Source organism: Paenibacillus psychroresistens, assembly GCF_009728935.1.
Classification (GTDB): domain Bacteria; phylum Bacillota; class Bacilli; order Paenibacillales; family NBRC-103111; genus Paenibacillus_AC; species Paenibacillus_AC psychroresistens.
Map to the genome: position 1 here is coordinate 3,213,715 of NZ_CP034235.1, position 19,745 is coordinate 3,233,459.

Sequence of the window (19,745 nt, forward strand, 5' to 3'; positions counted from 1 at the left end):
TCAATCTCACAGATGAGGTGTAAAGGATGTCAAAGGTAGAAGTGGAAACCAAAACAGAAAAAGCAGCAGCTTCAACGTTTTCTGACGGTGTAGTTAAGACTGCTCCAGTAGTGCCCTTTCGAATTCTTTCGGAGGAAGGCGATTTAATTGCTAAGCAATTGATGCCGAAATTAAGTGATGAGAAGCTTGTTGAGTTGATGCGCCGCATGGTGTTCACCCGAGTTTGGGATGAGCGAGCGGTTAATCTTGGAAGACAAGGAAGATTGGGCTTTTATGCACCGGTTTCCGGCCAAGAAGCCAGCATGATTGGTAGTGAATTTGCTTTGCAGCGGGAGGATTTCATATGCCCGGGTTACCGTGATATCCCGCAAATTGTTTGGCACGGCCTGCCCTTATACCAAGCTTTTCTATATTCACGTGGTCATCAGCATGGCGGTCAGGTTCCCGATGATGTACATGTACTAATGCCGCAAATTATTATTGGTGCTCAAATTTTACACGCAACAGGTGTAGCAATGGGCATGAAGAAACGCGGCAAGAAAAACGTTACTATTACCTACACAGGTGACGGTGGATCATCTGAAGGTGATTTCTATGAGGGAATGAATTTTGCTGGAGCTTTTAAGCTGCCGGTGATTTATTTTGTACAAAATAATGGGTATGCTATTTCTACACCATATAGTAAGCAAACGGGTTCGCTTTCCGTCGCCCATAAAGCTGTTGCTGCCGGGATTCGTGGTGTGCAGGTGGATGGAATGGACGTGCTTGCCGTTTATCAAGCTGTTTCCGAAGCTGCTGAAATTGCGCGTAATGGTGGAGGAGCAACCTTGATTGAAGCTCTAACCTATCGGTTTAAGCCTCATTCCATGGCTGATGATCCGAGCAAATATCGGACTAAAGAAGAAGAAACCGAGTGGCAAACCAAGGATCCGATCACACGTTTCCGCAATTTTTTAACGAAAAAAGGTTTATGGACAGAAGCGGATGAAACTCGAGTTAAAGAAGAAGCTAAAGCGACTGTTATTGAGCATATTAAAAAAGCTGAGGATACGCCAAAAATGACGGTTGCAGGTTTGATCGACAGCATGTTTGAGCATACGCCTTCCCATATGGAGGAACAAAAATCATGGCACAAATGACAATGATTCAAGCGATACAGGATGCAATGCGTGTGGAACTAGCCCGCGATCCTGAGATATTGCTTTTTGGCGAGGATGTAGGACATGTTGGCGGTGTATTCCGTTCGACAGAAGGCTTGCAGGCGGAATTTGGTGAGGAACGTGTATTCGACACACCTTTAGCTGAATCTGCTATCGCTGGTTTAGCTGTTGGCTTGAGCATTCAAGGCTATCGCCCAATTATGGAAATCCAATTCGTTGGTTTTGTTTATGAAGCTATGGATCAAATTTGTGTTCAAGCGGCACGCTTAAGATATCGTTCAGGTGGCAAATACAATGCACCTATTACAATTCGTACACCATTTGGCGGCGGAGTAAAGGCAGCTGAGCTTCATACAGATTCTTTGGAAGGTCTATTCATGCAAACACCAGGGATTAAGGTTGTTGTCCCTTCTAACCCATATGATGCTAAAGGTTTATTGATTTCAGCTATTCGTGATAACGATCCGGTATTATTTATGGAGCATATGAATTTATATCGTTCTTTCCGTGGTGAAGTACCAGAAGGTGAATACACCGTTCCACTTGGAAAAGCTAATGTAGTTCGTGAAGGTTCAGATGTAACGATTCTAACTTATGGAGCCATGGTCCATACCTCGCTTAAAGCTGCTGAAGAGATCGAAAAGCAGAAAGGCACAAAGGTAGAAGTTATTGATTTGCGTACCTTGCAGCCATTGGATATGGAAACTATAGTTGCTTCGATCAAAAAAACCAATCGCGTAATTGTTGTGCAAGAAGCACAACGTATGGCAGGTGCAGCACCTGAGCTTATTGCTCAAATCAATGAAAAAGCTATTTTACATTTAGAGGCGCCTGTGATTCGTGTAGCAGGACCTGATACCGTATACCCTTTTGGGATGATTGAAGATGATTGGTTGCCTAATGTGTCTCGGATTATCGATGGATTAAATCAAGTTTTGAACTTCTAAGGAGGATAGCACAGTGGCGATATTCGAATACAAATTTCCTGAGCTAGGCGAAGGGATTCATGAAGGTGAAATCGTCAAATTGCATGTTAAAGCAGGCGATGATGTCACAGATGAGTCATTATTTATGGATGTACAGAACGATAAAGCAATCGTTGAGGTCGCTTCACCTGTTGATGGAAAAGTGATTGAAGTGAAAGTCAAGGAAGGCCAGATTTGTCACGTTGGTCAAGTAATTGCTACGATTGAAGTCGCAGGCGAGGGTTCCCCAGCTAGTGAAAAGCCGGTTGAAGCTGCTAAAGCGCCTGAATCCACGCCAGCTCCAGCTGTTGAAACGCCAGTTGAAGCACCTGCAGCGGTTAAAGCACCTGTTGCTGCTGAAACGCTTGAAGCAACAACAGAAAAATCAACAAAAGGCATCTTAGCTACTCCAAGTGTGCGTAAATTAGCACGTGAAAAAGGGATCGCTTTAGCCGAAGTTACAGCGAGCGGCAAGAATGGTCGCATCACTCGTGAAGATGTAATTGCAGGACCATCTGGAGAAGCTAAAGCTGAGGAGGTTCCAGTTCAGGCTGTTGCAGCTGCTGTTGAACCAGTCTCTGCCGTATCTAAGGATAGTGAGCCGACTGCAGTTAAGAATACAGCTGTTGCTCAAGTAACATCCGCTGGTCAAGTGGAACGCGTACCATTCAAGGGAATCCGTAAAATTGTTGCTAATGCAATGGTTAAATCCGTTTATACGATTCCTCATGTAACCTTGATGGATGAAATCAACGTTTCTGCGTTGGTTGCATTTCGCGAGCGCATGAAGCCTTCGGCTGAGAAAAATGGAGTCAAGCTTACCTATTTGCCGTTTATTATTAAAGCTTTGATTGCCGCTGCTCGTCATTACCCAATTATGAATGCAGAATTAGACGAAGCATCAAGCGAAATCATCTACAAAAAATATTACAACATAGGTATTGCAACGGATACGGATAACGGCTTGATCGTTCCGGTTATTGTTGAAGCAGACCGCAAAAACCTTTGGAGTCTTGCGTCATCAATTAAAGATCTTGCAGAGCGTGGGAGAGCTGGAAAGCTTTCATTACCCGAGCTTAAAGGCAGTACTATAAGCATTACGAATATTGGCTCAGCTGGCGGAATGTTCTTCACACCTGTGATTAATTTTCCAGAGGTTGCAATTCTGGGCACAGGGCGTATAACTGAGAAAGCTATTGTGAGCGATGGTCAAATTATCGCTGCACACATGATGGCATTATCACTAAGCTTTGATCATCGTATCATCGATGGTGCGGTTGCACAGAAATTCTTAAACGAAATCAAACGGCTATTAGCCGATCCAGAACAATTTTTAATGGAGGTGTAGGTTATGGTTGTAGGAGATGCTTCATTGGATATTGATTTGTTGGTAATCGGAGCAGGTCCGGGTGGTTATGTAGCTGCAATTCGTGCTGCACAGCTTGGACAAAGCGTTCTAGTTGTTGATAAAAGCGAAGTTGGTGGAGTATGCCTCAATCGTGGCTGTATTCCCTCAAAAGCCTTAATATCAGCGGCACATCAATATGAAGCCATTGGTAAAGCTTCGGCGATTGGAATTGAGACAACTGGAGTAAAGGTTGATTTCAAGAAGGTCCAGGAGTGGAAGGGTTCGATTGTTAAGAAGCTGACTGGTGGAGTAAGTTCACTATTCAAGGGAAATAAAATCCAATTCTTTCAAGGCGAAGTGATGTTCATTAATGAGCATGAAGCTAGAGTGTTCAATGACAACGAAGCTCCACGTTATAAATTCAAGAATTGCATTGTGGCTACAGGTTCGAGACCTATTGAGCTTAAAGCATTTCCTTTTGGCGGCCGGATTCTTTCGTCTACAGAAGCTTTAAATCTTGAAGCTGTACCAGAAAGCCTTGTGGTTATTGGTGGTGGTTACATTGGGATTGAGCTTGGTCAAATGTATGCCAAGTTCGGCACGAAGGTTACGATTATCGAAGGAACTGCAGGTATTCTTCCTGGGTTCGAGCCTGATATTACCAAGCTGGTGCATCGTAATCTAGAGAAGCTTAAAGTGGAGATTAATACCGAAGCGCAAGCTGTATCCGCAAAAGCGACAAATAAGAATGTAACAGTTGTCTATAAGGTAAATGGCGAAGAAAAAGAAATTACAGCTGATTATGTGCTCGTTACAGTCGGACGTCGTCCTAATACAGATGGTGAGCTAGGCTTGGATTTAATCGGAGTAAAATTATCCGATCGCGGGCTAGTTGAAATCGATGGGCAATGCCGTACAAACGTGCCTACAATATTCGCAATCGGTGATATCGTGGCTGGACCTTCACTAGCACATAAAGCATTCTACGAAGCCAAGGTTGCTGCTGAAGCTATTGCTGGACTTGCGAGCTTAATCGATTACAAAGCGATCCCTGCGGTTGTCTTCTCCGATCCTGAGATCGCAAGTGTGGGCTTTAGTGAAACAGAAGCTAAAGAAAAAGGCTTTAAAGTAAAAACCGGTAAATTCCCTTTTGGAGCAAATGGTCGTGCTTTATCGCTTCAAGCAACAGAAGGCTTTGTGAAGCTTATAGCTGATGAGAGCAATGGAATGGTGATTGGTGCACAAATCGTGGGTGATGACGCTTCTACGTTGATTGCAGAGCTTGGTTTAGCGATTGAGATGGGCGCAACACTAGAGGATATCGCTTTAACTATCCATGCGCACCCTACATTGGGTGAAATGGTTGGCGAAGCGGCTGAAGCTGGATTGGGCATTGCTGTACATCAGATGAATAAATAAAAGAATATACATCTAAGGCAAAAGAATCAGGGAAACCTGATTCTTTTGCCTTTTTTCTAGTGCTTTATATACAAAATTCCCCTATATACATATAATTATTGTTGGATGTAGAAAAAGTTGGTAAATGAACCATGCCATTATACCTAAAATATTTGAGAGTGGGAGGTATGTCAGTGATTACAGAAAGTCTAGACTTTATTTTAAAGCTGCTAAATGTGTTTGTGATTATAATTTTTATTTTATTTTCCACTATTTTGTTTGCATATATAATGATCAAATTTAAAAAGAAATTACTAACAAAAAATAAATTCTTACTTTGGCTGTTGTTTGCTCTATGGATTGTCGTGGGAAGTTGGGTAATAAATAAAGAAAACGCTCCGTCTAAGCCTGAAATGGTTCAGCAAACTGAAAACAAAAAAACTGAAAATAAAGAATTTGAATCAATTAAATTAAAAACACAACAATACCTAAAAAATAAATATCAAATGGCTCTTCAAGTGTCACAAATTGAATATTCTTGGGAAACGAATGATTATATTATGAAAGCTTTTGCAATAGACAGGCCAGGAGTTATATTTGATGTGTTTTTTAATAAACAACTCCAATCAATAATGGATACTTATCTAATTCTTTATTGGAAGCATGATGTAATAACGGAATTAAAACTATTATTATTAAATTTATATTTACCTGAACAGGTTTATTCGGACGATTCATCAGAAAATCGTGTTGAGGGTGCAATAAATCTAGATCAAAACCTATATAAATCTATCATTCATAGTAAAGCATCTGAAATTCCAAGTTATAAGAAAATTGTTGATAATTATCCCTACAAATCCTCCATTAGGTTGACATATTATTTAAAATTAAATCTAACAATTGAAAACAAACAGGAACAATTTAATAAGGTATTTGAAGTAATTCAGTTTTATCGAAGTAAAAAACTTAGAATTGGGGGCTTAGATATTCATTTTTGCGATACAACAAATGAAAGGCTTACTCACAATATTAATATTATTGGTGAAAAAGATTCTAAGAGAATTACGAGCCCCAAAGATATTGAGCAATTTTTTAGTACTGTAAAATATAATGAAAAATAAGGAGTGTAATTATTATGGCAAGTAATTTGCCAGTAAAACATTCCAGTGGTTTAATACGGAGAAATAATCAAAATGGGCTGCTGCCATTAAACTTGGGCAGCAGCTTTTTTGTCATATTATCTCAAATAAAGCTTTCCTTCGCTCGCATCCCACCGCCAAATAGAACCTCCTTGAATCATATGAACTCCACCTAGCCAACGATCAGTGCCATTAAGCTCAATCCAATCCGCCTTATTAGCTAGAACATCCTTACCGATATCGGTAATTTCAAGTTTCCATTTATTCAGTTTTTTGTTAGCGGAACCATCCATTTTAGGCAAAGAATCAGGACCTTTCCAGCTAATTAAGGGGTGTTTACCACTCTTTAAACGCTCCAAGTATCGCCAAAACTGCATATCCCCTAAGCCATAGTTTTTCTCCGTTTTACTGATCTGCTGAAACAAAGGTATAAGCTGTGTAACTCCCTCAGAAACAAGCTGCAGCGTTTTCTGCTCTAAGCGACTTAATCCATTGTGTGAAGAAGGAAATCTTTCTAAATGGTATGTAAAAGCCTCTTGAAGGAATGGAAGATGTGACAGGTTCTCATCTTTTATGAATCTCTCGATTTCCAATGGATCGGATGAAGCATAGACCTGCCAAGCTTTTGAAGCTAAATGCAATTGTTCCGATGTTACCTCTTGCCATTTGTCTTTAAGAGTTGCGAGCTGAGCCGTTGTAAGCTGGCCTAAACCGAGAAATAACTCGATACCGGGGAATTCTCCAATACATAAAAGCTCAAGCTTGGTTTGAGGTGCTTTGAACTTGGAAAACCAATCCAACAAATAGATTAACATGGTTTGATCAAAGAGATCATATTCGAACCAAAGAATGATTTTATCATAGACTTCATGCTCCAATAAGACTTTATATTGATCTCCGTTGTGTTTAAAGAATTTTGCTTCCGGCAATCCCATTTTCTCTTTAAAATAGGCAGCTCTCATTTTGCGAGCTTCTTTGCTTGCTAAATCCAGTAGAATCGGTCCCTCATGTAAAGACTCTCTCCAAACAAGAATATTTTCGCCAGGGGCTAGAGCTTCTAATTTATGCTTCACGGAATCACCATTTACGATATGCAGAACAGTCATTGTTTCCATCATCTCCTTGCTTAACCTTTAGGGCTATCTCAATTATAACTAGTAACCTAACTTAGATGGAATATTTTTCTGCAAACTCGTCAACACTGTTAAAAGCGTCAATTAAAGGAGGGTCCATGTTATGTTTAATTTGAAATGGAAAAGGCTAGGCATAAGTCTACTATGTTTTCAATTGGTTGTCGTATTAGGCTTATCTATCGCATCAGCTGAGGAAAAAAAGATAGATCAGGTTGACCTCACTCCTTCTGCCAAATCAGCCATATTGTTGGATGTAGATACAGGTACAGTCATCCAAGAAAAAAATGGCGATGAAAAGCTGCCGCCAGCAAGTATTACTAAAATTATGACGATGCTTCTTATTATGGAAGCCATTGATCAAGGTAAGATCAAGATGGAAGATAAAGTTCGGACTAGTGAGTACGCAGCTTCGATGGGTGGCTCACAAATTTTTCTTGAGCCTGGTGAAGAGATGTCCGTTAAGGAAATGCTGAAAGGTATTGCAATGGCCTCAGGCAATGATGCGTCGGTTGCGATGGCAGAGAAAATTGCCGGCTCTGAAGAGGTTTTTGTCCAAATGATGAATGAACGTGCTAAGCAGCTAGGGATGAATAATACACACTTTGTGAACTGTAATGGACTGCCTGCTGCTAATCATTATTCCACTGCGCATGATATTGCCATTATGTCTCGTGCCTTGCTTCAGCATCCCGAGATTACTCAATATACAGGGGTTTATCAAGATTATTTACGTAAAGATTCAGTCAAGCCTTTTTGGTTGGTTAATACGAATAAATTGGTCCGCTTTTATGCAGGAGCAGACGGTTTGAAAACAGGCTTTACTGTGGAAGCCAAGTTCTGCTTGTCAGCTACAGCTAAACGAGACGGCTTAAGAGTGATTGCTGTTGTGCTAGGTGAGCCTGACACCAAAACTCGCAATGCTGAAGTATCGAAGCTGTTCGATTATGCTTTCTCCCAGTATATGAGCTATCCGCTGATTAAAACCGGCGACAGTCTGGGTAATTTTAAAGTCAGTAAAGGCAAGTCTGCAACGGTTCCACTAACGGCTAAGCATCCTTATAGCATTTTATTAAAAAGAGGTGAGGCAAGTGAGGGGATCCGTCATGAGCTACAACTCCAGCCTAAATTAAAAGCACCTATTAAAATGGGGCAGCCTATTGGCAAAATTGTTGTTTATAAAGGTGATCAATTACTCAAAGAGTTTCCATTGGAATCGCCCGTTCAAGTGAATAAAGCCAATTGGTGGGTGCTAATGAAACGAACTGTATCTCATTTATTTTCTGTAGGTTAAGCGCGAAATCCGTATTTTGACCTTAGCGAATTATGACGGTTTTCTTCTACTTTTAGCAGATTTTTTCTAGTTTTGTCACCCATGCAGGAATCAGTTCTTGCTTGTAGAAATCAATGTTCATGAAGGCTGACAATAAGGATTGTTTACTTGGCTTAAAGTTACTATGGGAAGTAGCTTGCTAGCCTTACAATCGGCATTGCAGTTGGGGAGGAGTGAACAGATATGAGTCTTCAAATTGAATTGGAGTCGAATCGCAAAACGTTGATCGTTCGTCTGAAGGGAGAGCTCGATCATCATACCGCCGAAGCCGTTAAAATTCGGATGGAGCATGCAATCTTGCATGAACAGATCACACACATTATTCTCAGCTTGAAGGATTTGAATTTCATGGATAGCTCTGGCTTGGGGGTTATTCTTGGCAGGTACAAACAGGTTACGGCTAAAGGTGGCAAAATGGTTGTTTGCGACATCAGTCCGTCGATCCATAGGCTTTTTGAAATGTCGGGTTTATTCAAGATATTAGCTATTCACAAAAACGAGCGACAAGCGATCTCGAGCTTGGAGGTCGTCTCATGAGTAAAAAAGATGCACGTAATTTCATGTCACTGCAATTTGCCAGCCTTTCCGAGAATGAGGGTTTTGCCCGTGTCGCTGTAGCTGCTTTTATTGCCCAATTGGATCCAACGATGAATGAACTGACGGATATTAAAACAGTGGTTTCTGAAGCTGTAACCAATGCGATTATCCATGGTTATGATAATGCGTCTAATGAAATAATCTCGATTTCAGCAGAAATTATCGGTGAACAAATTACACTAATCGTTGAAGATACAGGTGCAGGAATTGCAGATTTAGATTTAGCTCGTCAACCGCTTTACACTTCGAAGCCTGAGCTGGAACGCTCTGGAATGGGATTTACGATTATGGAAAATTTTATGGATGATATTGAGATTGTTTCGGGCGTTGGCAAGGGAACCATCGTTAAAATGACGAAGCGAATTGAATCAAAAAAAGCGTTGTATAACTAGGGGTCTGATGTTATGGATGTCCATTTGAAGCACGCCGCTCATCACTATCTCGACGATGCGGAAGTTAAACGATTGATCGCCCTAAGTCAATCCGGCGATAACGTAGCTCGAGATACGTTGGTCAATTGCAATATACGCTTAGTATGGTCCGTAGTTCAACGTTTTTTGAACCGTGGCTACGAGGCTGAGGATTTATTTCAAATTGGTTGTATAGGTTTGTTGAAATCGGTGGATAAATTTGATTTATCTTATGATGTGAAATTTTCAACCTATGCGGTGCCAATGATAATCGGTGAAATTCAGCGCTTTCTGCGAGATGACGGAACCCTAAAAGTGAGCCGTTCTTTAAAGGAGCTTGCTAACAAAGTAAGAAAAATGAAAGATGAATTATCGAAGAATAACGGACGTATTCCGACGATTAATGAAGTGGCAGAAGCTTTACAGATTACACCAGAGGAAGTTGTTTTTGCCCAGGATGCCAGTAAACCACCATCTTCCATTCATGAAACAGTCTTTGAAAATGATGGTGATCCGATAACATTGATGGATCAGATTGCCGATGAATCTCAGGAAAAGTGGTTTGAAAAGCTTGCTTTAAATGAGGCAATCGGCACTTTATCGGAGCGTGAGCGATTGATCGTTTACCTACGGTATTACCGTGATCAAACCCAATCTGAGGTAGCTAATCGACTTGGGATCTCCCAAGTTCAAGTCTCGAGGTTAGAGAAAAAAATTCTGCAATCGATCAAAAACCAGATCGCTCAATAGAGTGATCTGGTTTTTTTCCAATTCCTATTTCCCCGGAAAAACAATACATTATCCAATCCATCCTATGCTATAATTAGCAAGTACAAATTTTATTGAAAGGTTGTGATAATGAAATGAACGATCGTGAAATCTTGGAATTGGTGCTTCAAAAAGTAACAAATATTGAAACCGATGTGGCAGAGTTGAAGGCAGACGTGGCAGAGTTGAAGACTGATGTAGCAGTGTTGAAGGCAGACGTGGCAGAGTTGAAGACAGACGTGGCAGAGTTGAAGACAGATGTAGCAGTGTTGAAGACAGACGTGGCAGAGTTGAAGACAGATGTAGCAGTGTTGAAGACAGACGTGGCAGAGTTAAAGGCTGACGTTGCAGTGTTGAAGACAGACGTAGCAGAATTAAAGTCAGATGTCGTAGTTTTGAAGACAAACGTAGCTTTACTACAGTCAGACGTAGCTTCACTACAGTCAAACGTTGCCATCCTGGAATCCAATGTTTCACTTATCCAAAAGGACTACAAGAACTTGACTCAGAAAGTGGATATTATTCTTGAACAGACGGCTGGCTTAACTGAATCTCAAGTGGTTACATCAAGTAAGCTCAAAGAATTGTCAGAAGATCAGATGTCTATTAAGGAAATTATTGGCGAACAAATGGTTACTATTCATACAATTAAGCGAAATATGTTTTTTTCATTAACAGAACGTGTGAAAGAGCAAACTTCTTAATAAAGCTGATTGAAGAGCCTGTTTAATAAATGCTACATAGTGCGTGATTAAGTGGAAAAACCCTCACCCCAAGCTCAATTATTAAACAGACTCTTTAACCAAATGATTACTTTTATAGGATGTGTTAGCTTGAACTATTGGCAGGGAAAACAAATAAAGCTTCGCACTATAGAAATGAAGGATATTGAATTTTTCGAGAGCTTGGATTATGAATTTGATAAGAATGTCGATGCCATTCATTTACCGAAAACCAAGGATCGTACAAGAGCATGGATGGAAAAAGAAATGCAGATGCGTTTTGGAGATGCTTTCCGTTGGGTTGCTGAGAATACAGATGGACAAGCCGTAGGAACCATTGATACGTTCGCTTGTGAACGCAGAAATGGCACCTTTAAGTACGGAATTGCCGTTGCTCGAGAATACTGGGGACAGGCCTATGCCAAGGAAATGATTCATTTGGTGCTGCGCTATTATTTTCACGAGCTAGGTTATCAGAAGGTAACTCCTCATGTTTATGCGTTTAATGAGCGTTCATTACGCTTGCATCAATCCCTTGGTTTCACTCAAGAAGGCCGTTTGCGGAATATGGTTTATACGGATGGGCAATATTATGATGAAATCCATTTCGGGCTAACTAAGGCGGAATTCGCCAATTGGAAATAAAAGACCAGTCGTCATTATGACTATGGGTCTTTTATTTTTTGCATACTATACCTGATTGTACCTTTTTTGGAAGAGGGGTAACTCATGGTAGATCAACAGAATGCGACCCTGTATATACGTTTTCGCAAACGTGTCAGATTAGATAAAGCCCAGCCTATTTTATTACGAAATATTGCAGACATATTATCCGATCCGGAAATCGAACAGAAGCTTCAAACTCATGTAATTAGCTATCCCCAGCCTCAGGATGGGAATTTGGTGCTGGTTGATATGCTGATGGTCATTCGCAGTATTCGTGAGATCTATTCAAATCTTAAAATCGAAAGCTTCGGAGAGCCTCATGTTTTAATTGAGATCAAGAGTGAGCGGGCTCGTCCTCACTTCATAATATTGGCTTTGGTATGGTTGCTTTTGTTCGTTGGTTCCGGATTAACTATTCTCAATTTTCATGCTGATGTGAGCATGCTGGAGGTTCATCAACGGATCTATCAGCTGCTGACAGGAAAGCATCTTGAGCATCCTTATTTTCTGCAAATTCCCTATTCGATTGGAATAGGTTTGGGCATGGTACTTTTCTTCAACCACGTATTCAAAAAGAAGTTCAGCGAGGAGCCAAGTCCGCTTGAAGTGGAAATGTTTCTGTATCAAGAAAGCACTAATCGTTATGTGATTACCCAGGAATATGGAAAAATTCGCAAGCGAAAAAAGAGGGATAACGATGACGAATCTCCTTTCTGATGTTGTTTTTGCTCTTGTAGAAATTCTGATTGGACTTGCTGGCGGACTTGCGGTTGGCGGTGGTTTTGTTGCTTTTCTTGTTGTATTGGACATTATTCCAAGGCTGGTCCATCTTTCTAAATCGTATAATTCAATTCATTTATACGAAGGAGCGGTGGTAACAGGGGTGATGGTTTGGAGCACGCTGGACTTTTTCGACTGGCAGCTGAAGCTGTCTCCTATATCTACAATTTACATTGGCCTTATGGCGGGGTGTTTTGTCGGAATGCTGGCTGCGGCACTTACCGAGGTTATTAATGTTCTGCCTATTATGGCTAAGCGACTAGGTATGGATGGTTATATGATGTGGCTATTGTCAGCGATGATATTAGGGAAGGTGCTGGGCTCATTGTTTGAGTGGCTGGTATTTTAAGCTAATCTGAGACGAATGGAGGCCGAGAATATTGTCATATTGTTGTTGATATGTTACTTTATATATACTGGTAACCGCCATTAATGGCTTATTCATATTAGGTTTTATAGGGGAGAGGAATCACAGAATGTTTCTACATGGTACGAGTCAAGTTAATGATCAAGGTCACTTGCAAATAGGTGGCTGTGATACAAGCGATTTAGCAGAGCAATTCGGTACGCCACTTTATATCGTGGATGAGGCACTAGTACGTCAAAGATGCCGTGAGTTTGTTAATGCTTTTAGTGCATCAGGCTTAAAATTTCAAGTAGCTTACGCAAGTAAAGCATTTTGTGTATTGGCCATGTGTCGAATCGCAGAAGAAGAAGGCATGTCTTTAGATGTTGTTTCAGATGGTGAGCTTTACACAGCAATTGAAGCTGGCTTTCCCGTTGAACGCATTCACTTCCATGGCAATAATAAATCTATTCAAGAAATGGAAATGGCGATTGATGCCAAAATTGGCTGTTTCGTTGTTGATAATTTCATAGAGTTGCATATGTTAAATGCGGTTGCCGCAGAGAAGAATCAAAAAGTGAAAATCCTACTTCGCATCACACCAGGTGTAGAAGCGCATACGCATGAGTTTATCTCAACTGGACAAACGGATTCTAAGTTTGGCTTTGATCTTGGTAATGGAGCAGCTTTCCGTGCAATTGATGAGGCGTCCAAACTAGCTAATCTTGAGATATTAGGGATTCATTCGCACATAGGCTCGAATATTTTTGAAGTTGAAGGCTTTAAGATGGCTGTGGAAAAAATGATCGGATTTGCTACTCAAGTTCGCTCCGAGCTTAATGTTACTTTTAAAGTAGTTAACTTAGGTGGAGGCTTTGGGATTCGTTATGTTGAGGGCGATACACCATTGCCTGTTGCTGAATATGTTAAGGCGATCACTGAAGGCATCATCGATTTCTTTGGCAAGCATGATTATCCAATTCCAGAAATTTGGGTTGAGCCCGGTCGCAGTATTGTTGGGGATGCAGGGACAACACTTTATACATTAGGAACTTCTAAAGATATTCCAGGAGTACGTAAATATGTAGCTGTAGATGGCGGGATGACGGATAATCCGCGTTTTGCTTTATATGGTTCACGTTATGAAGCGGTCTTGGCTAATCGGGCGGGCGAAGCGACAGAGGAGCTTGTTTCTGTAGCGGGTAAATGCTGCGAGAGCGGAGACATGCTGATCAAGGATATTGAGCTGCCTAAGGTTAACCAAGGTGATCTATTGGCTATTTCTTGCACGGGAGCTTATAATTATGCGATGGCCAGTAATTATAATCGAATTCGTAAGCCTGCTGTTGTGTTCGTTAAGGACGGACAAGCGGATTTAGTAGTCAAACGTGAATCATTCGATAATATTATCGGCAATGATGTTATACCAGCTAGAATGCAAAAACAAGCTTTGAAAGCATAGTCCAAATAAACCAGAAATAATAGGAGGATTACCCATGAAACAAGCAAATATTAAATTAGCTAACGGTGGAGAAATCAAGATTGAGCTTTTCGAAAAGGATGCACCGAATACAGTAGCAAACTTCGAAAAACTAGCAAACGAAGGCTTTTATAACGGATTGGTTTTCCACCGTGTAATTCCAGGCTTTATGGCACAAGGCGGCTGTCCAACTGGTTCAGGTACAGGCGGTCCTGGTTACAAGATTGATTGCGAAATCAACCCAAACAAGCATCAACGTGGAACATTGGCGATGGCACATGCTGGACGTAATACTGGAGGCAGCCAATTCTATATTTGCTACAATCCACAGCCGCATTTGGATGGTCAGCATACCGTGTTTGGCCAAGTACTAGAAGGCATGGACTTTATTGACCAATTTAAAGGCAGAGACGTTATGGAGACAGTTGAAGTTGTCGAAGTAGCTTAATACAAATTTACAAATAACGAAAAGCAGGGATTCATTCCTTGCTTTTTTCTTATGTTAATTAGCTGGAGCTATTATTACAAACAGTCAGAAGCTGCCACAATATTCGCAAATGTATGAGTATGAGCTGGTGCCTCATTTCAACAAAAAGCCTGCTCTGCCTCGGAGATAACTAACCAAGGCTAAAGCAGGCTCTATTCACTAATAATTATACCAAAGCCAGCTTAGTTACTCGGCCATCGAATATCCATTCAGCAACATATACAGCGCCTTGTGAATCTACGCAAATGCCATGAGGCGAGCTGAACTTATTAGCACGGTAGTAAGGCTTAGGCAAATTCGGCCAGCCTGTTTGTTTATAAGCCTGTTGATCTTCGCCTAGATGGCAGATCAAACGATCATTTTTATCAAAAATTGTAATTCGGCTGTTTAAATCAGGAAAGTAGACGTCATCTCCATGATAATAAAAGCTGCAGGGCATATCCATATCATCGACAATAGCACGCTTGAAAGCACCATCCAGCGTGAAAACTTGAATCCGATGATTGCCTCTATCCGCGACATAAACCTCTTCCTCGCCACTTCTTGTATCAATCGAGATACCATGTGGACAATTTAATTGCCCTAACTCTGTTCCTTTGCCACCCCATGAACGGATGTACTCACCCGTAGCATTATATTGATGAATCCAGCTTTGTCCGTAACCATCGGAAACATAGATATCCCCATTTGCTGAAACAGCCACATCGGTTGGGACATATTTGTTCTCGGCGCTATACACATCCGGAAGATCAGGTGTGCCCAAGGTCAATAGGTGGTTCCCTTTTAAATCCATTTTCACCACGTTGCAACGTGCCGTGTCAGTGATATAGAGGAATTCTTCGTTCTGTTCCTTATGTAGATAGAATCCATGCGCGCCGCCTTCGAACTCTTCTCCCCAAGCAGTAATGAATTGCCCAGTCTTATCAAATTTAACAATAGAAGGCTTGCCTGTGTGAAATACATAGACGTTATCAAACTGATCAACTACAATACCATGGGTATAACCTAGCTGTAAATCAGCTGGAGTCTTTGCCCATCCTTGAACAAGCTCATAGCTGCGAGCTGCATTTCCTAATTGGGGAACATTTGCTGTAGTCATAATAAAATTCCTCTTTTCATTTTATAATGGATGATTAGGTTTTGCTTTTGCGAAATTCACCAGGTGATAAACCCAGTTTTTTCTTGAATTGCTTATTAAAGAAGCTTAAATCTTCGAAGCCAACCTCTTGCGCGATACTTAGTATCTTATTATCGGTATTCATTAAAGCTTCCTGGGCATAATTTAAACGGATTTCATTGCGGTATTCAATCAGGGTTTGACCGGTTTGCTGCTTAAACTTCACTGAGAAAACAGATGGACTCATTCCGCTTATGTGGCTGATTTGCTCCAAGGTTAAGGGCTGCTTGAAATGCCGATGAATAAATTCGCGGATATGATGGATGATTTGCTCATCGGAACCTGGATTCTTAATGGGCAAATCCATCTGTTGATAACAACGGCTTAAGAACACAAACAACTGAATCATTTCGGTCTTCACCATGATCTCATAGCCCAGGTTTTTATTCTGCTGCTCGAGAATTAATCCATCCAGATAAGCTCTCATCTGGATTTGTTGCTTAGCCTTCAGCGTTAAACGAGTATTGAACCGTAGATCATTACGCAGTAAGGGTTCAACATAGAAAAAATCAACGAATGAAGTCAACGCTGACATAGTTTCCAATTCTGCTTGAAATAAGGAAGGAGTAAACAGCAGATTATAAATGATTGCTTTTCCTTGAGAGTTTACACGGTAAGCGTGTTCAATATCCGGTTCAATGATGAATACATCACCTGGCTTGATGGGATGATAGTCCCCATTATTATATTGATGCTCACCGCTTCCTTCTGCGACATAAGCCAATTCAATGAATTCATGTGAATGCGGAGCAACCTCTGCATCAGCCTGTAGGGGGACGATATTAGTGTAAAAAGGGAAACGAGTATCCACCCAAAATTGCTCATTTTTCATGTGAGTCAAGCTATCACTTCATTTCAATTTATAATCTCTCCCTTCTTCATTGAATAGAAAAACCCAGTGGTTGTCAAGTGCAACTCACCGGGGATTTCTAGATAACTATAAACAATATAACTAATCCTGCATGCATTCTCTAGGTTTATTATATGAAAAGTAGCGCTGATATTCTGCCAGTCTAAGCTTGAAGGCCGTAAACGACCGGGAATCCATCACCTGCGAGAATTTCACCTGGATTGACATGGATATGTTTACTCATTGGATGATTTCCACTGGGAACGTACTTCGTGTAGCCTGGCATATAATGCACAGCAATGGCTCGACGTTTCAGCTCAGAGCGGTTATGGGGACTTCCGTGCCAGGTTAAGCAATGATGGTAGCCAACTTGTCCTTTTTTAATTTCAAAAGGCACTGCTTTGGTATTGACTCCCGCTGGCAATAAGTCGGGTTGCTTATGGAAAGGCATGAAATTTTCATCAGCGGCTAAATACTTTTGGTGATTGCCCCATTTATGGCTGCCTGGAACCATCCACATGCAACCATTTTCGATAATAGCATCATCTAAGGCTACCCATGCACTGATAAGATCAGCGGGCTGAATGATAGGCCATAACGGATGATCCTGATGCCAGTGCGTTGGTCCACCTGTGATTGGCGGCTTGTATTGAATTTGATCATGCCAAATTCGTAGAGTATCCGTTTTGCTCATTTGAGCAATTTCTTCACAGATTTGTTTATGGCAAGCATGCTGATAGAAAGCTTCACTTGCCATCCAGATATTCACCACCTGAACGACTGTCTCTGATTTGGACATTGACATTCCGTAATCCTTATCATCAAGTAAATTCCTTGCAGATACAGGCTTGTTTTTGGTTTTACCATCTAATACTAAATCTAACTCTTCACGTAAACGCTCAACCTCAGCATCATTTAACATCACATCACCTTTTAAAAATCCGTTGATTTCAAATTGTTCTAATTGATCGGCAGTCAGCATCGTCTGTGCACCTCTTTCATTTTTTAAAAGCTTTATGATTATGGGAATAACTTAAAAATACCTTATTTATGCAAAGAATCAAATAGAGGTTTTACATAATAATTTGCACTTTACACAGATGTTATGGTTCAATTATGGATAAGATGACCTAAAGGAGGAAAGCCAGTTGGTATCATTAATTGAAGTTGGTGATCTAACAGGCATACGGCCGGTAATCAACTTCGCTAACCTTACTACATTCGCTGCCGGAATGAGATGGGGGCCGCGGATTATTCCAGATTGTCAGATCATTCATGTTGTTTCTGGATCTGCAGAAGTCACGGTAAGTGGAGCTCGTAGAATAATCGTTTCCGGGGATACTGTATTCTATGGCAAGGACACACCACACCAAATTCTGGTTTCCCCAGATCAGCCTTGTACGTTTTATAGTTTTCATTTCTCCTGGGACCAGGTATCGGCTGTTCCGGTTCATCCTCATAATGTCTTGCCCTCAGCGGAGTGGATGTGCAGTTCTGATGATTTAGAGAAGCAAGGGCCTGTTTATAGTGTTACAATGGATGGATACGGGCAAGTCATCATTCCGCATTTTTTCAGCATTCCGAAAATCGAGAATTTAATGGCACCTATTGTGCACGAATATGTAATGGCAGAAGCGGGCTACTCTTTTATGATGCGAGGCCAACTCTATCTGCTGCTTATGGAGATTATACGCGGACTTATGTCTAACCGCATTGTGGGTTCAGAACAAAGCAAAAAAATAGCTGTGGTGCTGGAAGCCATGCAAAATGAGCCGAATCGCAGCTGGACAACCAAGCAATTGGCTCGAATAGGTGGTTATCATCCGACGTATTTTGCAGCTATATTTAAAGAAGCGGTTGGTCACGCTCCCAAGCACTTTTTAATTTTGGAACGGATTAGATTAGCGAAAACCTTGCTTCTGGAGTTGGATACTATTGAAGCTACGGCGGATAAGCTCGGTTACTCCAGTGTGCATTATTTTAGCAGGCATTTTAAAGAAGTTACCGGTTTTACACCATCGGAATATAAAAAACGCAGTACTTTCTTATAGATTTAATTATGAGGAGTCAGAGAAGGAGATTCTATGAATCAATCGAATCAATCAGCAGTTGATAAGTTTTGTGTGAAGACAGTGGGGGCATCGCAGGTTGTTACAGAAATTGGCAAGGTGACTAAAGTGACTAATCGGACGATTCATGTCGATTGGGGAGTGAAGACGTGGATTTATCAGAATAAAGATTTCCCGTGGATCCCTTTAACTAAGGAAGATATGGAGAAGAAATACAAACGCAATAAATTCTCAGATGAAGCGATAATAAGAGCAGAAATCCTCGGCTTAGCTACGCAAAGGTATACTTGAGTAAATCGTAAATTAACGAATCGTCACGCGAGTCCCAATAGATACATATTTAGAAAGTGCAAGAACATCATCGTTGTACATGCGAATGCAGCCGTGTGAAACCATTTTGCCGATCGACGAAGGATCGTTGGTCCCATGTATCCCATAATGGGGGATGGAGAGTCCCATCCAAAAAGCACCAAACGGTCCTCCAGGAAAAGGGACTTTATTAATAATGACGAATTCGCCGTTAGGTGTTTGCAAGGCAATACGGCCAATAGCAATCGGATAGGTGTGGATAACGATATCCTGATCCAATAGGTGCAGCATGCGCGTTTCTAAATCAATAATAATTCGATAAGCTGGCATATGATCCCTCCTAGTTATTAGCTTATGATTTCATAGCTAGGATGGTGAAAAAAGATCGCATCTGCTAAACCAGAAGGGTTAGTGGATGCGATCTTTACTATTTAAATTCGTGGTATCGCTAATAAGTGTATCGCAGATCATTTTTCTTTCTAAGATTTCATTAAAAAGCAATTTGATAAATGCTATATCAAGCTGCATGCTTACTGCATCGGAATACGCTTTTTGTAACGCTTCGTTACTAAGTAGTTTCACTAGGTGATCTCTTCCTCACGACTGATATA

Annotated in this window: 23 protein-coding genes; 17 read left to right on the forward strand and 6 right to left on the reverse strand. The window is 41.0% G+C overall.

Annotated features, from left to right (window positions below; all coding sequences use genetic code 11):
- The first annotated feature begins 26 nt into the window (after positions 1 to 26).
- The 5 genes from pdhA (at position 27) to EHS13_RS14540 (ending at position 5,992) form a co-directional block, all read left to right on the forward strand.
- On the forward strand, positions 27 to 1,139 hold the full coding sequence (pdhA, locus tag EHS13_RS14520; RefSeq protein WP_155701028.1) for a pyruvate dehydrogenase (acetyl-transferring) E1 component subunit alpha: 1,113 nt from the start codon (positions 27 to 29) through the stop codon (positions 1,137 to 1,139).
- Complete coding sequence (locus EHS13_RS14525; RefSeq protein WP_155701029.1) at positions 1,127 to 2,107, forward strand: alpha-ketoacid dehydrogenase subunit beta; 981 nt, start codon at positions 1,127 to 1,129, stop codon at positions 2,105 to 2,107. The genes pdhA and EHS13_RS14525 overlap by 13 nt, the downstream gene beginning before the upstream one ends.
- A gap of 13 nt (positions 2,108 to 2,120) precedes the next feature.
- The gene (locus EHS13_RS14530; protein WP_155701030.1) at positions 2,121 to 3,473 is read left to right on the forward strand and encodes a dihydrolipoamide acetyltransferase family protein; all 1,353 of its coding nucleotides are present in this window, start codon (positions 2,121 to 2,123) and stop codon (positions 3,471 to 3,473) included.
- Between the two features lie 3 nt (positions 3,474 to 3,476).
- Positions 3,477 to 4,892 carry a dihydrolipoyl dehydrogenase gene (gene lpdA / locus EHS13_RS14535; protein WP_155701031.1) on the forward strand — a complete coding sequence of 472 codons (1,416 nt, stop codon included), beginning with the start codon at positions 3,477 to 3,479 and terminating at the stop codon, positions 4,890 to 4,892.
- 173 nt (positions 4,893 to 5,065) lie between these two features.
- The gene (locus EHS13_RS14540; RefSeq protein ID WP_155701032.1) at positions 5,066 to 5,992 is read left to right on the forward strand and encodes a hypothetical protein; all 927 of its coding nucleotides are present in this window, start codon (positions 5,066 to 5,068) and stop codon (positions 5,990 to 5,992) included.
- 116 nt (positions 5,993 to 6,108) lie between these two features.
- Here the strand turns inward: EHS13_RS14540 and EHS13_RS14545 are convergent, their stop codons facing one another.
- Positions 6,109 to 7,116 (reverse strand): DUF1835 domain-containing protein, encoded by a 1,008-nt coding sequence (locus EHS13_RS14545; RefSeq protein WP_162463113.1) that lies wholly within the window; start codon positions 7,114 to 7,116, stop codon positions 6,109 to 6,111.
- A 139-nt stretch (positions 7,117 to 7,255) separates the two neighbouring features.
- On the opposite strand from EHS13_RS14545, the gene EHS13_RS14550 reads away from it, so the two are divergent.
- The 10 genes from EHS13_RS14550 (at position 7,256) to EHS13_RS14595 (ending at position 14,690) form a co-directional block, all read left to right on the forward strand.
- Complete coding sequence (locus EHS13_RS14550) at positions 7,256 to 8,434, forward strand: D-alanyl-D-alanine carboxypeptidase family protein (protein WP_405083582.1); 1,179 nt, start codon at positions 7,256 to 7,258, stop codon at positions 8,432 to 8,434.
- A gap of 222 nt (positions 8,435 to 8,656) precedes the next feature.
- Positions 8,657 to 9,010, forward strand: coding sequence for an anti-sigma F factor antagonist (gene spoIIAA / locus EHS13_RS14555; protein ID WP_155701035.1), 354 nt, complete (start codon positions 8,657 to 8,659; stop codon positions 9,008 to 9,010).
- Entirely contained in the window at positions 9,007 to 9,462 is a 456-nt protein-coding gene (spoIIAB, locus tag EHS13_RS14560; protein ID WP_155701036.1) for an anti-sigma F factor, read from the forward strand. The genes spoIIAA and spoIIAB overlap by 4 nt, the downstream gene beginning before the upstream one ends.
- 12 nt (positions 9,463 to 9,474) lie before the next feature.
- Positions 9,475 to 10,230, forward strand: a complete 756-nt coding sequence (gene sigF / locus EHS13_RS14565; RefSeq protein ID WP_155701037.1) for an RNA polymerase sporulation sigma factor SigF — start codon at positions 9,475 to 9,477, stop codon at positions 10,228 to 10,230.
- Between the two features lie 113 nt (positions 10,231 to 10,343).
- Positions 10,344 to 10,952: a coiled-coil domain-containing protein gene (locus EHS13_RS14570; RefSeq protein WP_155701038.1), complete on the forward strand. Its 609-nt coding sequence runs from the start codon at positions 10,344 to 10,346 to the stop codon at positions 10,950 to 10,952.
- Positions 10,953 to 11,081: 129 nt separating this feature from the next.
- Positions 11,082 to 11,615 (forward strand): GNAT family N-acetyltransferase, encoded by a 534-nt coding sequence (locus EHS13_RS14575; RefSeq protein ID WP_162463114.1) that lies wholly within the window; start codon positions 11,082 to 11,084, stop codon positions 11,613 to 11,615.
- An 84-nt stretch (positions 11,616 to 11,699) separates the two neighbouring features.
- Positions 11,700 to 12,353 (forward strand): stage V sporulation protein AA, encoded by a 654-nt coding sequence (locus EHS13_RS14580; protein WP_155701040.1) that lies wholly within the window; start codon positions 11,700 to 11,702, stop codon positions 12,351 to 12,353.
- On the forward strand, positions 12,334 to 12,765 hold the full coding sequence (locus tag EHS13_RS14585; RefSeq protein ID WP_155701041.1) for a stage V sporulation protein AB: 432 nt from the start codon (positions 12,334 to 12,336) through the stop codon (positions 12,763 to 12,765). The genes EHS13_RS14580 and EHS13_RS14585 overlap by 20 nt, the downstream gene beginning before the upstream one ends.
- 127 nt (positions 12,766 to 12,892) lie before the next feature.
- The gene (gene lysA / locus EHS13_RS14590) at positions 12,893 to 14,224 is read left to right on the forward strand and encodes a diaminopimelate decarboxylase (protein ID WP_155701042.1); all 1,332 of its coding nucleotides are present in this window, start codon (positions 12,893 to 12,895) and stop codon (positions 14,222 to 14,224) included.
- A 34-nt stretch (positions 14,225 to 14,258) separates the two neighbouring features.
- Positions 14,259 to 14,690 (forward strand): peptidylprolyl isomerase, encoded by a 432-nt coding sequence (locus tag EHS13_RS14595; RefSeq protein ID WP_155701043.1) that lies wholly within the window; start codon positions 14,259 to 14,261, stop codon positions 14,688 to 14,690.
- A 205-nt stretch (positions 14,691 to 14,895) separates the two neighbouring features.
- Here the strand turns inward: EHS13_RS14595 and EHS13_RS14600 are convergent, their stop codons facing one another.
- From EHS13_RS14600 to EHS13_RS14610, 3 genes are all read right to left on the reverse strand, one after another.
- Positions 14,896 to 15,828: an NHL repeat-containing protein gene (locus EHS13_RS14600; RefSeq protein WP_155705364.1), complete on the reverse strand. Its 933-nt coding sequence runs from the start codon at positions 15,826 to 15,828 to the stop codon at positions 14,896 to 14,898.
- 34 nt (positions 15,829 to 15,862) lie between these two features.
- The gene (locus tag EHS13_RS14605) at positions 15,863 to 16,738 is read right to left on the reverse strand and encodes an AraC family transcriptional regulator (protein ID WP_155701044.1); all 876 of its coding nucleotides are present in this window, start codon (positions 16,736 to 16,738) and stop codon (positions 15,863 to 15,865) included.
- A 181-nt stretch (positions 16,739 to 16,919) separates the two neighbouring features.
- The gene (locus EHS13_RS14610; RefSeq protein WP_155701045.1) at positions 16,920 to 17,738 is read right to left on the reverse strand and encodes a phytanoyl-CoA dioxygenase family protein; all 819 of its coding nucleotides are present in this window, start codon (positions 17,736 to 17,738) and stop codon (positions 16,920 to 16,922) included.
- 166 nt (positions 17,739 to 17,904) lie between these two features.
- On the opposite strand from EHS13_RS14610, the gene EHS13_RS14615 reads away from it, so the two are divergent.
- Positions 17,905 to 18,807: a helix-turn-helix domain-containing protein gene (locus EHS13_RS14615; protein ID WP_155701046.1), complete on the forward strand. Its 903-nt coding sequence runs from the start codon at positions 17,905 to 17,907 to the stop codon at positions 18,805 to 18,807.
- Positions 18,808 to 18,840: 33 nt separating this feature from the next.
- Positions 18,841 to 19,116: a hypothetical protein gene (locus EHS13_RS14620; RefSeq protein ID WP_155701047.1), complete on the forward strand. Its 276-nt coding sequence runs from the start codon at positions 18,841 to 18,843 to the stop codon at positions 19,114 to 19,116.
- A 12-nt stretch (positions 19,117 to 19,128) separates the two neighbouring features.
- On the opposite strand, the gene EHS13_RS14625 is transcribed toward EHS13_RS14620, so the two are convergent.
- Entirely contained in the window at positions 19,129 to 19,464 is a 336-nt protein-coding gene (locus tag EHS13_RS14625) for a L,D-transpeptidase (RefSeq protein WP_155701048.1), read from the reverse strand.
- A 78-nt stretch (positions 19,465 to 19,542) separates the two neighbouring features.
- Positions 19,543 to 19,716: a sporulation histidine kinase inhibitor Sda gene (gene sda, locus EHS13_RS37530; protein ID WP_155701049.1), complete on the reverse strand. Its 174-nt coding sequence runs from the start codon at positions 19,714 to 19,716 to the stop codon at positions 19,543 to 19,545.
- Between the last annotated feature and the right edge of the window lie 29 nt (positions 19,717 to 19,745).

What these genes read in the sequence shown, in the direction of transcription:
- lysA (WP_155701042.1), top strand. Translation starts at nt 12,893, where the DNA reads ATGTTTCTACATGGTACGAGTCAAGTTAATGATCAAGGTCACTTGCAA.
- sigF (WP_155701037.1), top strand. Translation starts at nt 9,475, where the DNA reads ATGGATGTCCATTTGAAGCACGCCGCTCATCACTATCTCGACGATGCG.
- spoIIAA (WP_155701035.1), top strand. Translation starts at nt 8,657, where the DNA reads ATGAGTCTTCAAATTGAATTGGAGTCGAATCGCAAAACGTTGATCGTT.
- EHS13_RS14620 (WP_155701047.1), top strand. Translation starts at nt 18,841, where the DNA reads ATGAATCAATCGAATCAATCAGCAGTTGATAAGTTTTGTGTGAAGACA.
- EHS13_RS14585 (WP_155701041.1), top strand. Translation starts at nt 12,334, where the DNA reads ATGACGAATCTCCTTTCTGATGTTGTTTTTGCTCTTGTAGAAATTCTG.
- lpdA (WP_155701031.1), top strand. Translation starts at nt 3,477, where the DNA reads ATGGTTGTAGGAGATGCTTCATTGGATATTGATTTGTTGGTAATCGGA.
- EHS13_RS14580 (WP_155701040.1), top strand. Translation starts at nt 11,700, where the DNA reads ATGGTAGATCAACAGAATGCGACCCTGTATATACGTTTTCGCAAACGT.
- EHS13_RS14545 (WP_162463113.1), bottom strand. Translation starts at nt 7,116, where the DNA reads ATGACTGTTCTGCATATCGTAAATGGTGATTCCGTGAAGCATAAATTA.
- EHS13_RS14525 (WP_155701029.1), top strand. Translation starts at nt 1,127, where the DNA reads ATGGCACAAATGACAATGATTCAAGCGATACAGGATGCAATGCGTGTG.
- pdhA (WP_155701028.1), top strand. Translation starts at nt 27, where the DNA reads ATGTCAAAGGTAGAAGTGGAAACCAAAACAGAAAAAGCAGCAGCTTCA.
- EHS13_RS14610 (WP_155701045.1), bottom strand. Translation starts at nt 17,738, where the DNA reads ATGCTGACTGCCGATCAATTAGAACAATTTGAAATCAACGGATTTTTA.
- EHS13_RS14595 (WP_155701043.1), top strand. Translation starts at nt 14,259, where the DNA reads ATGAAACAAGCAAATATTAAATTAGCTAACGGTGGAGAAATCAAGATT.
- EHS13_RS14605 (WP_155701044.1), bottom strand. Translation starts at nt 16,738, where the DNA reads ATGAAAAATGAGCAATTTTGGGTGGATACTCGTTTCCCTTTTTACACT.
- EHS13_RS14570 (WP_155701038.1), top strand. Translation starts at nt 10,344, where the DNA reads ATGAACGATCGTGAAATCTTGGAATTGGTGCTTCAAAAAGTAACAAAT.
- EHS13_RS14600 (WP_155705364.1), bottom strand. Translation starts at nt 15,828, where the DNA reads ATGACTACAGCAAATGTTCCCCAATTAGGAAATGCAGCTCGCAGCTAT.
- spoIIAB (WP_155701036.1), top strand. Translation starts at nt 9,007, where the DNA reads ATGAGTAAAAAAGATGCACGTAATTTCATGTCACTGCAATTTGCCAGC.
- EHS13_RS14625 (WP_155701048.1), bottom strand. Translation starts at nt 19,464, where the DNA reads ATGCCAGCTTATCGAATTATTATTGATTTAGAAACGCGCATGCTGCAC.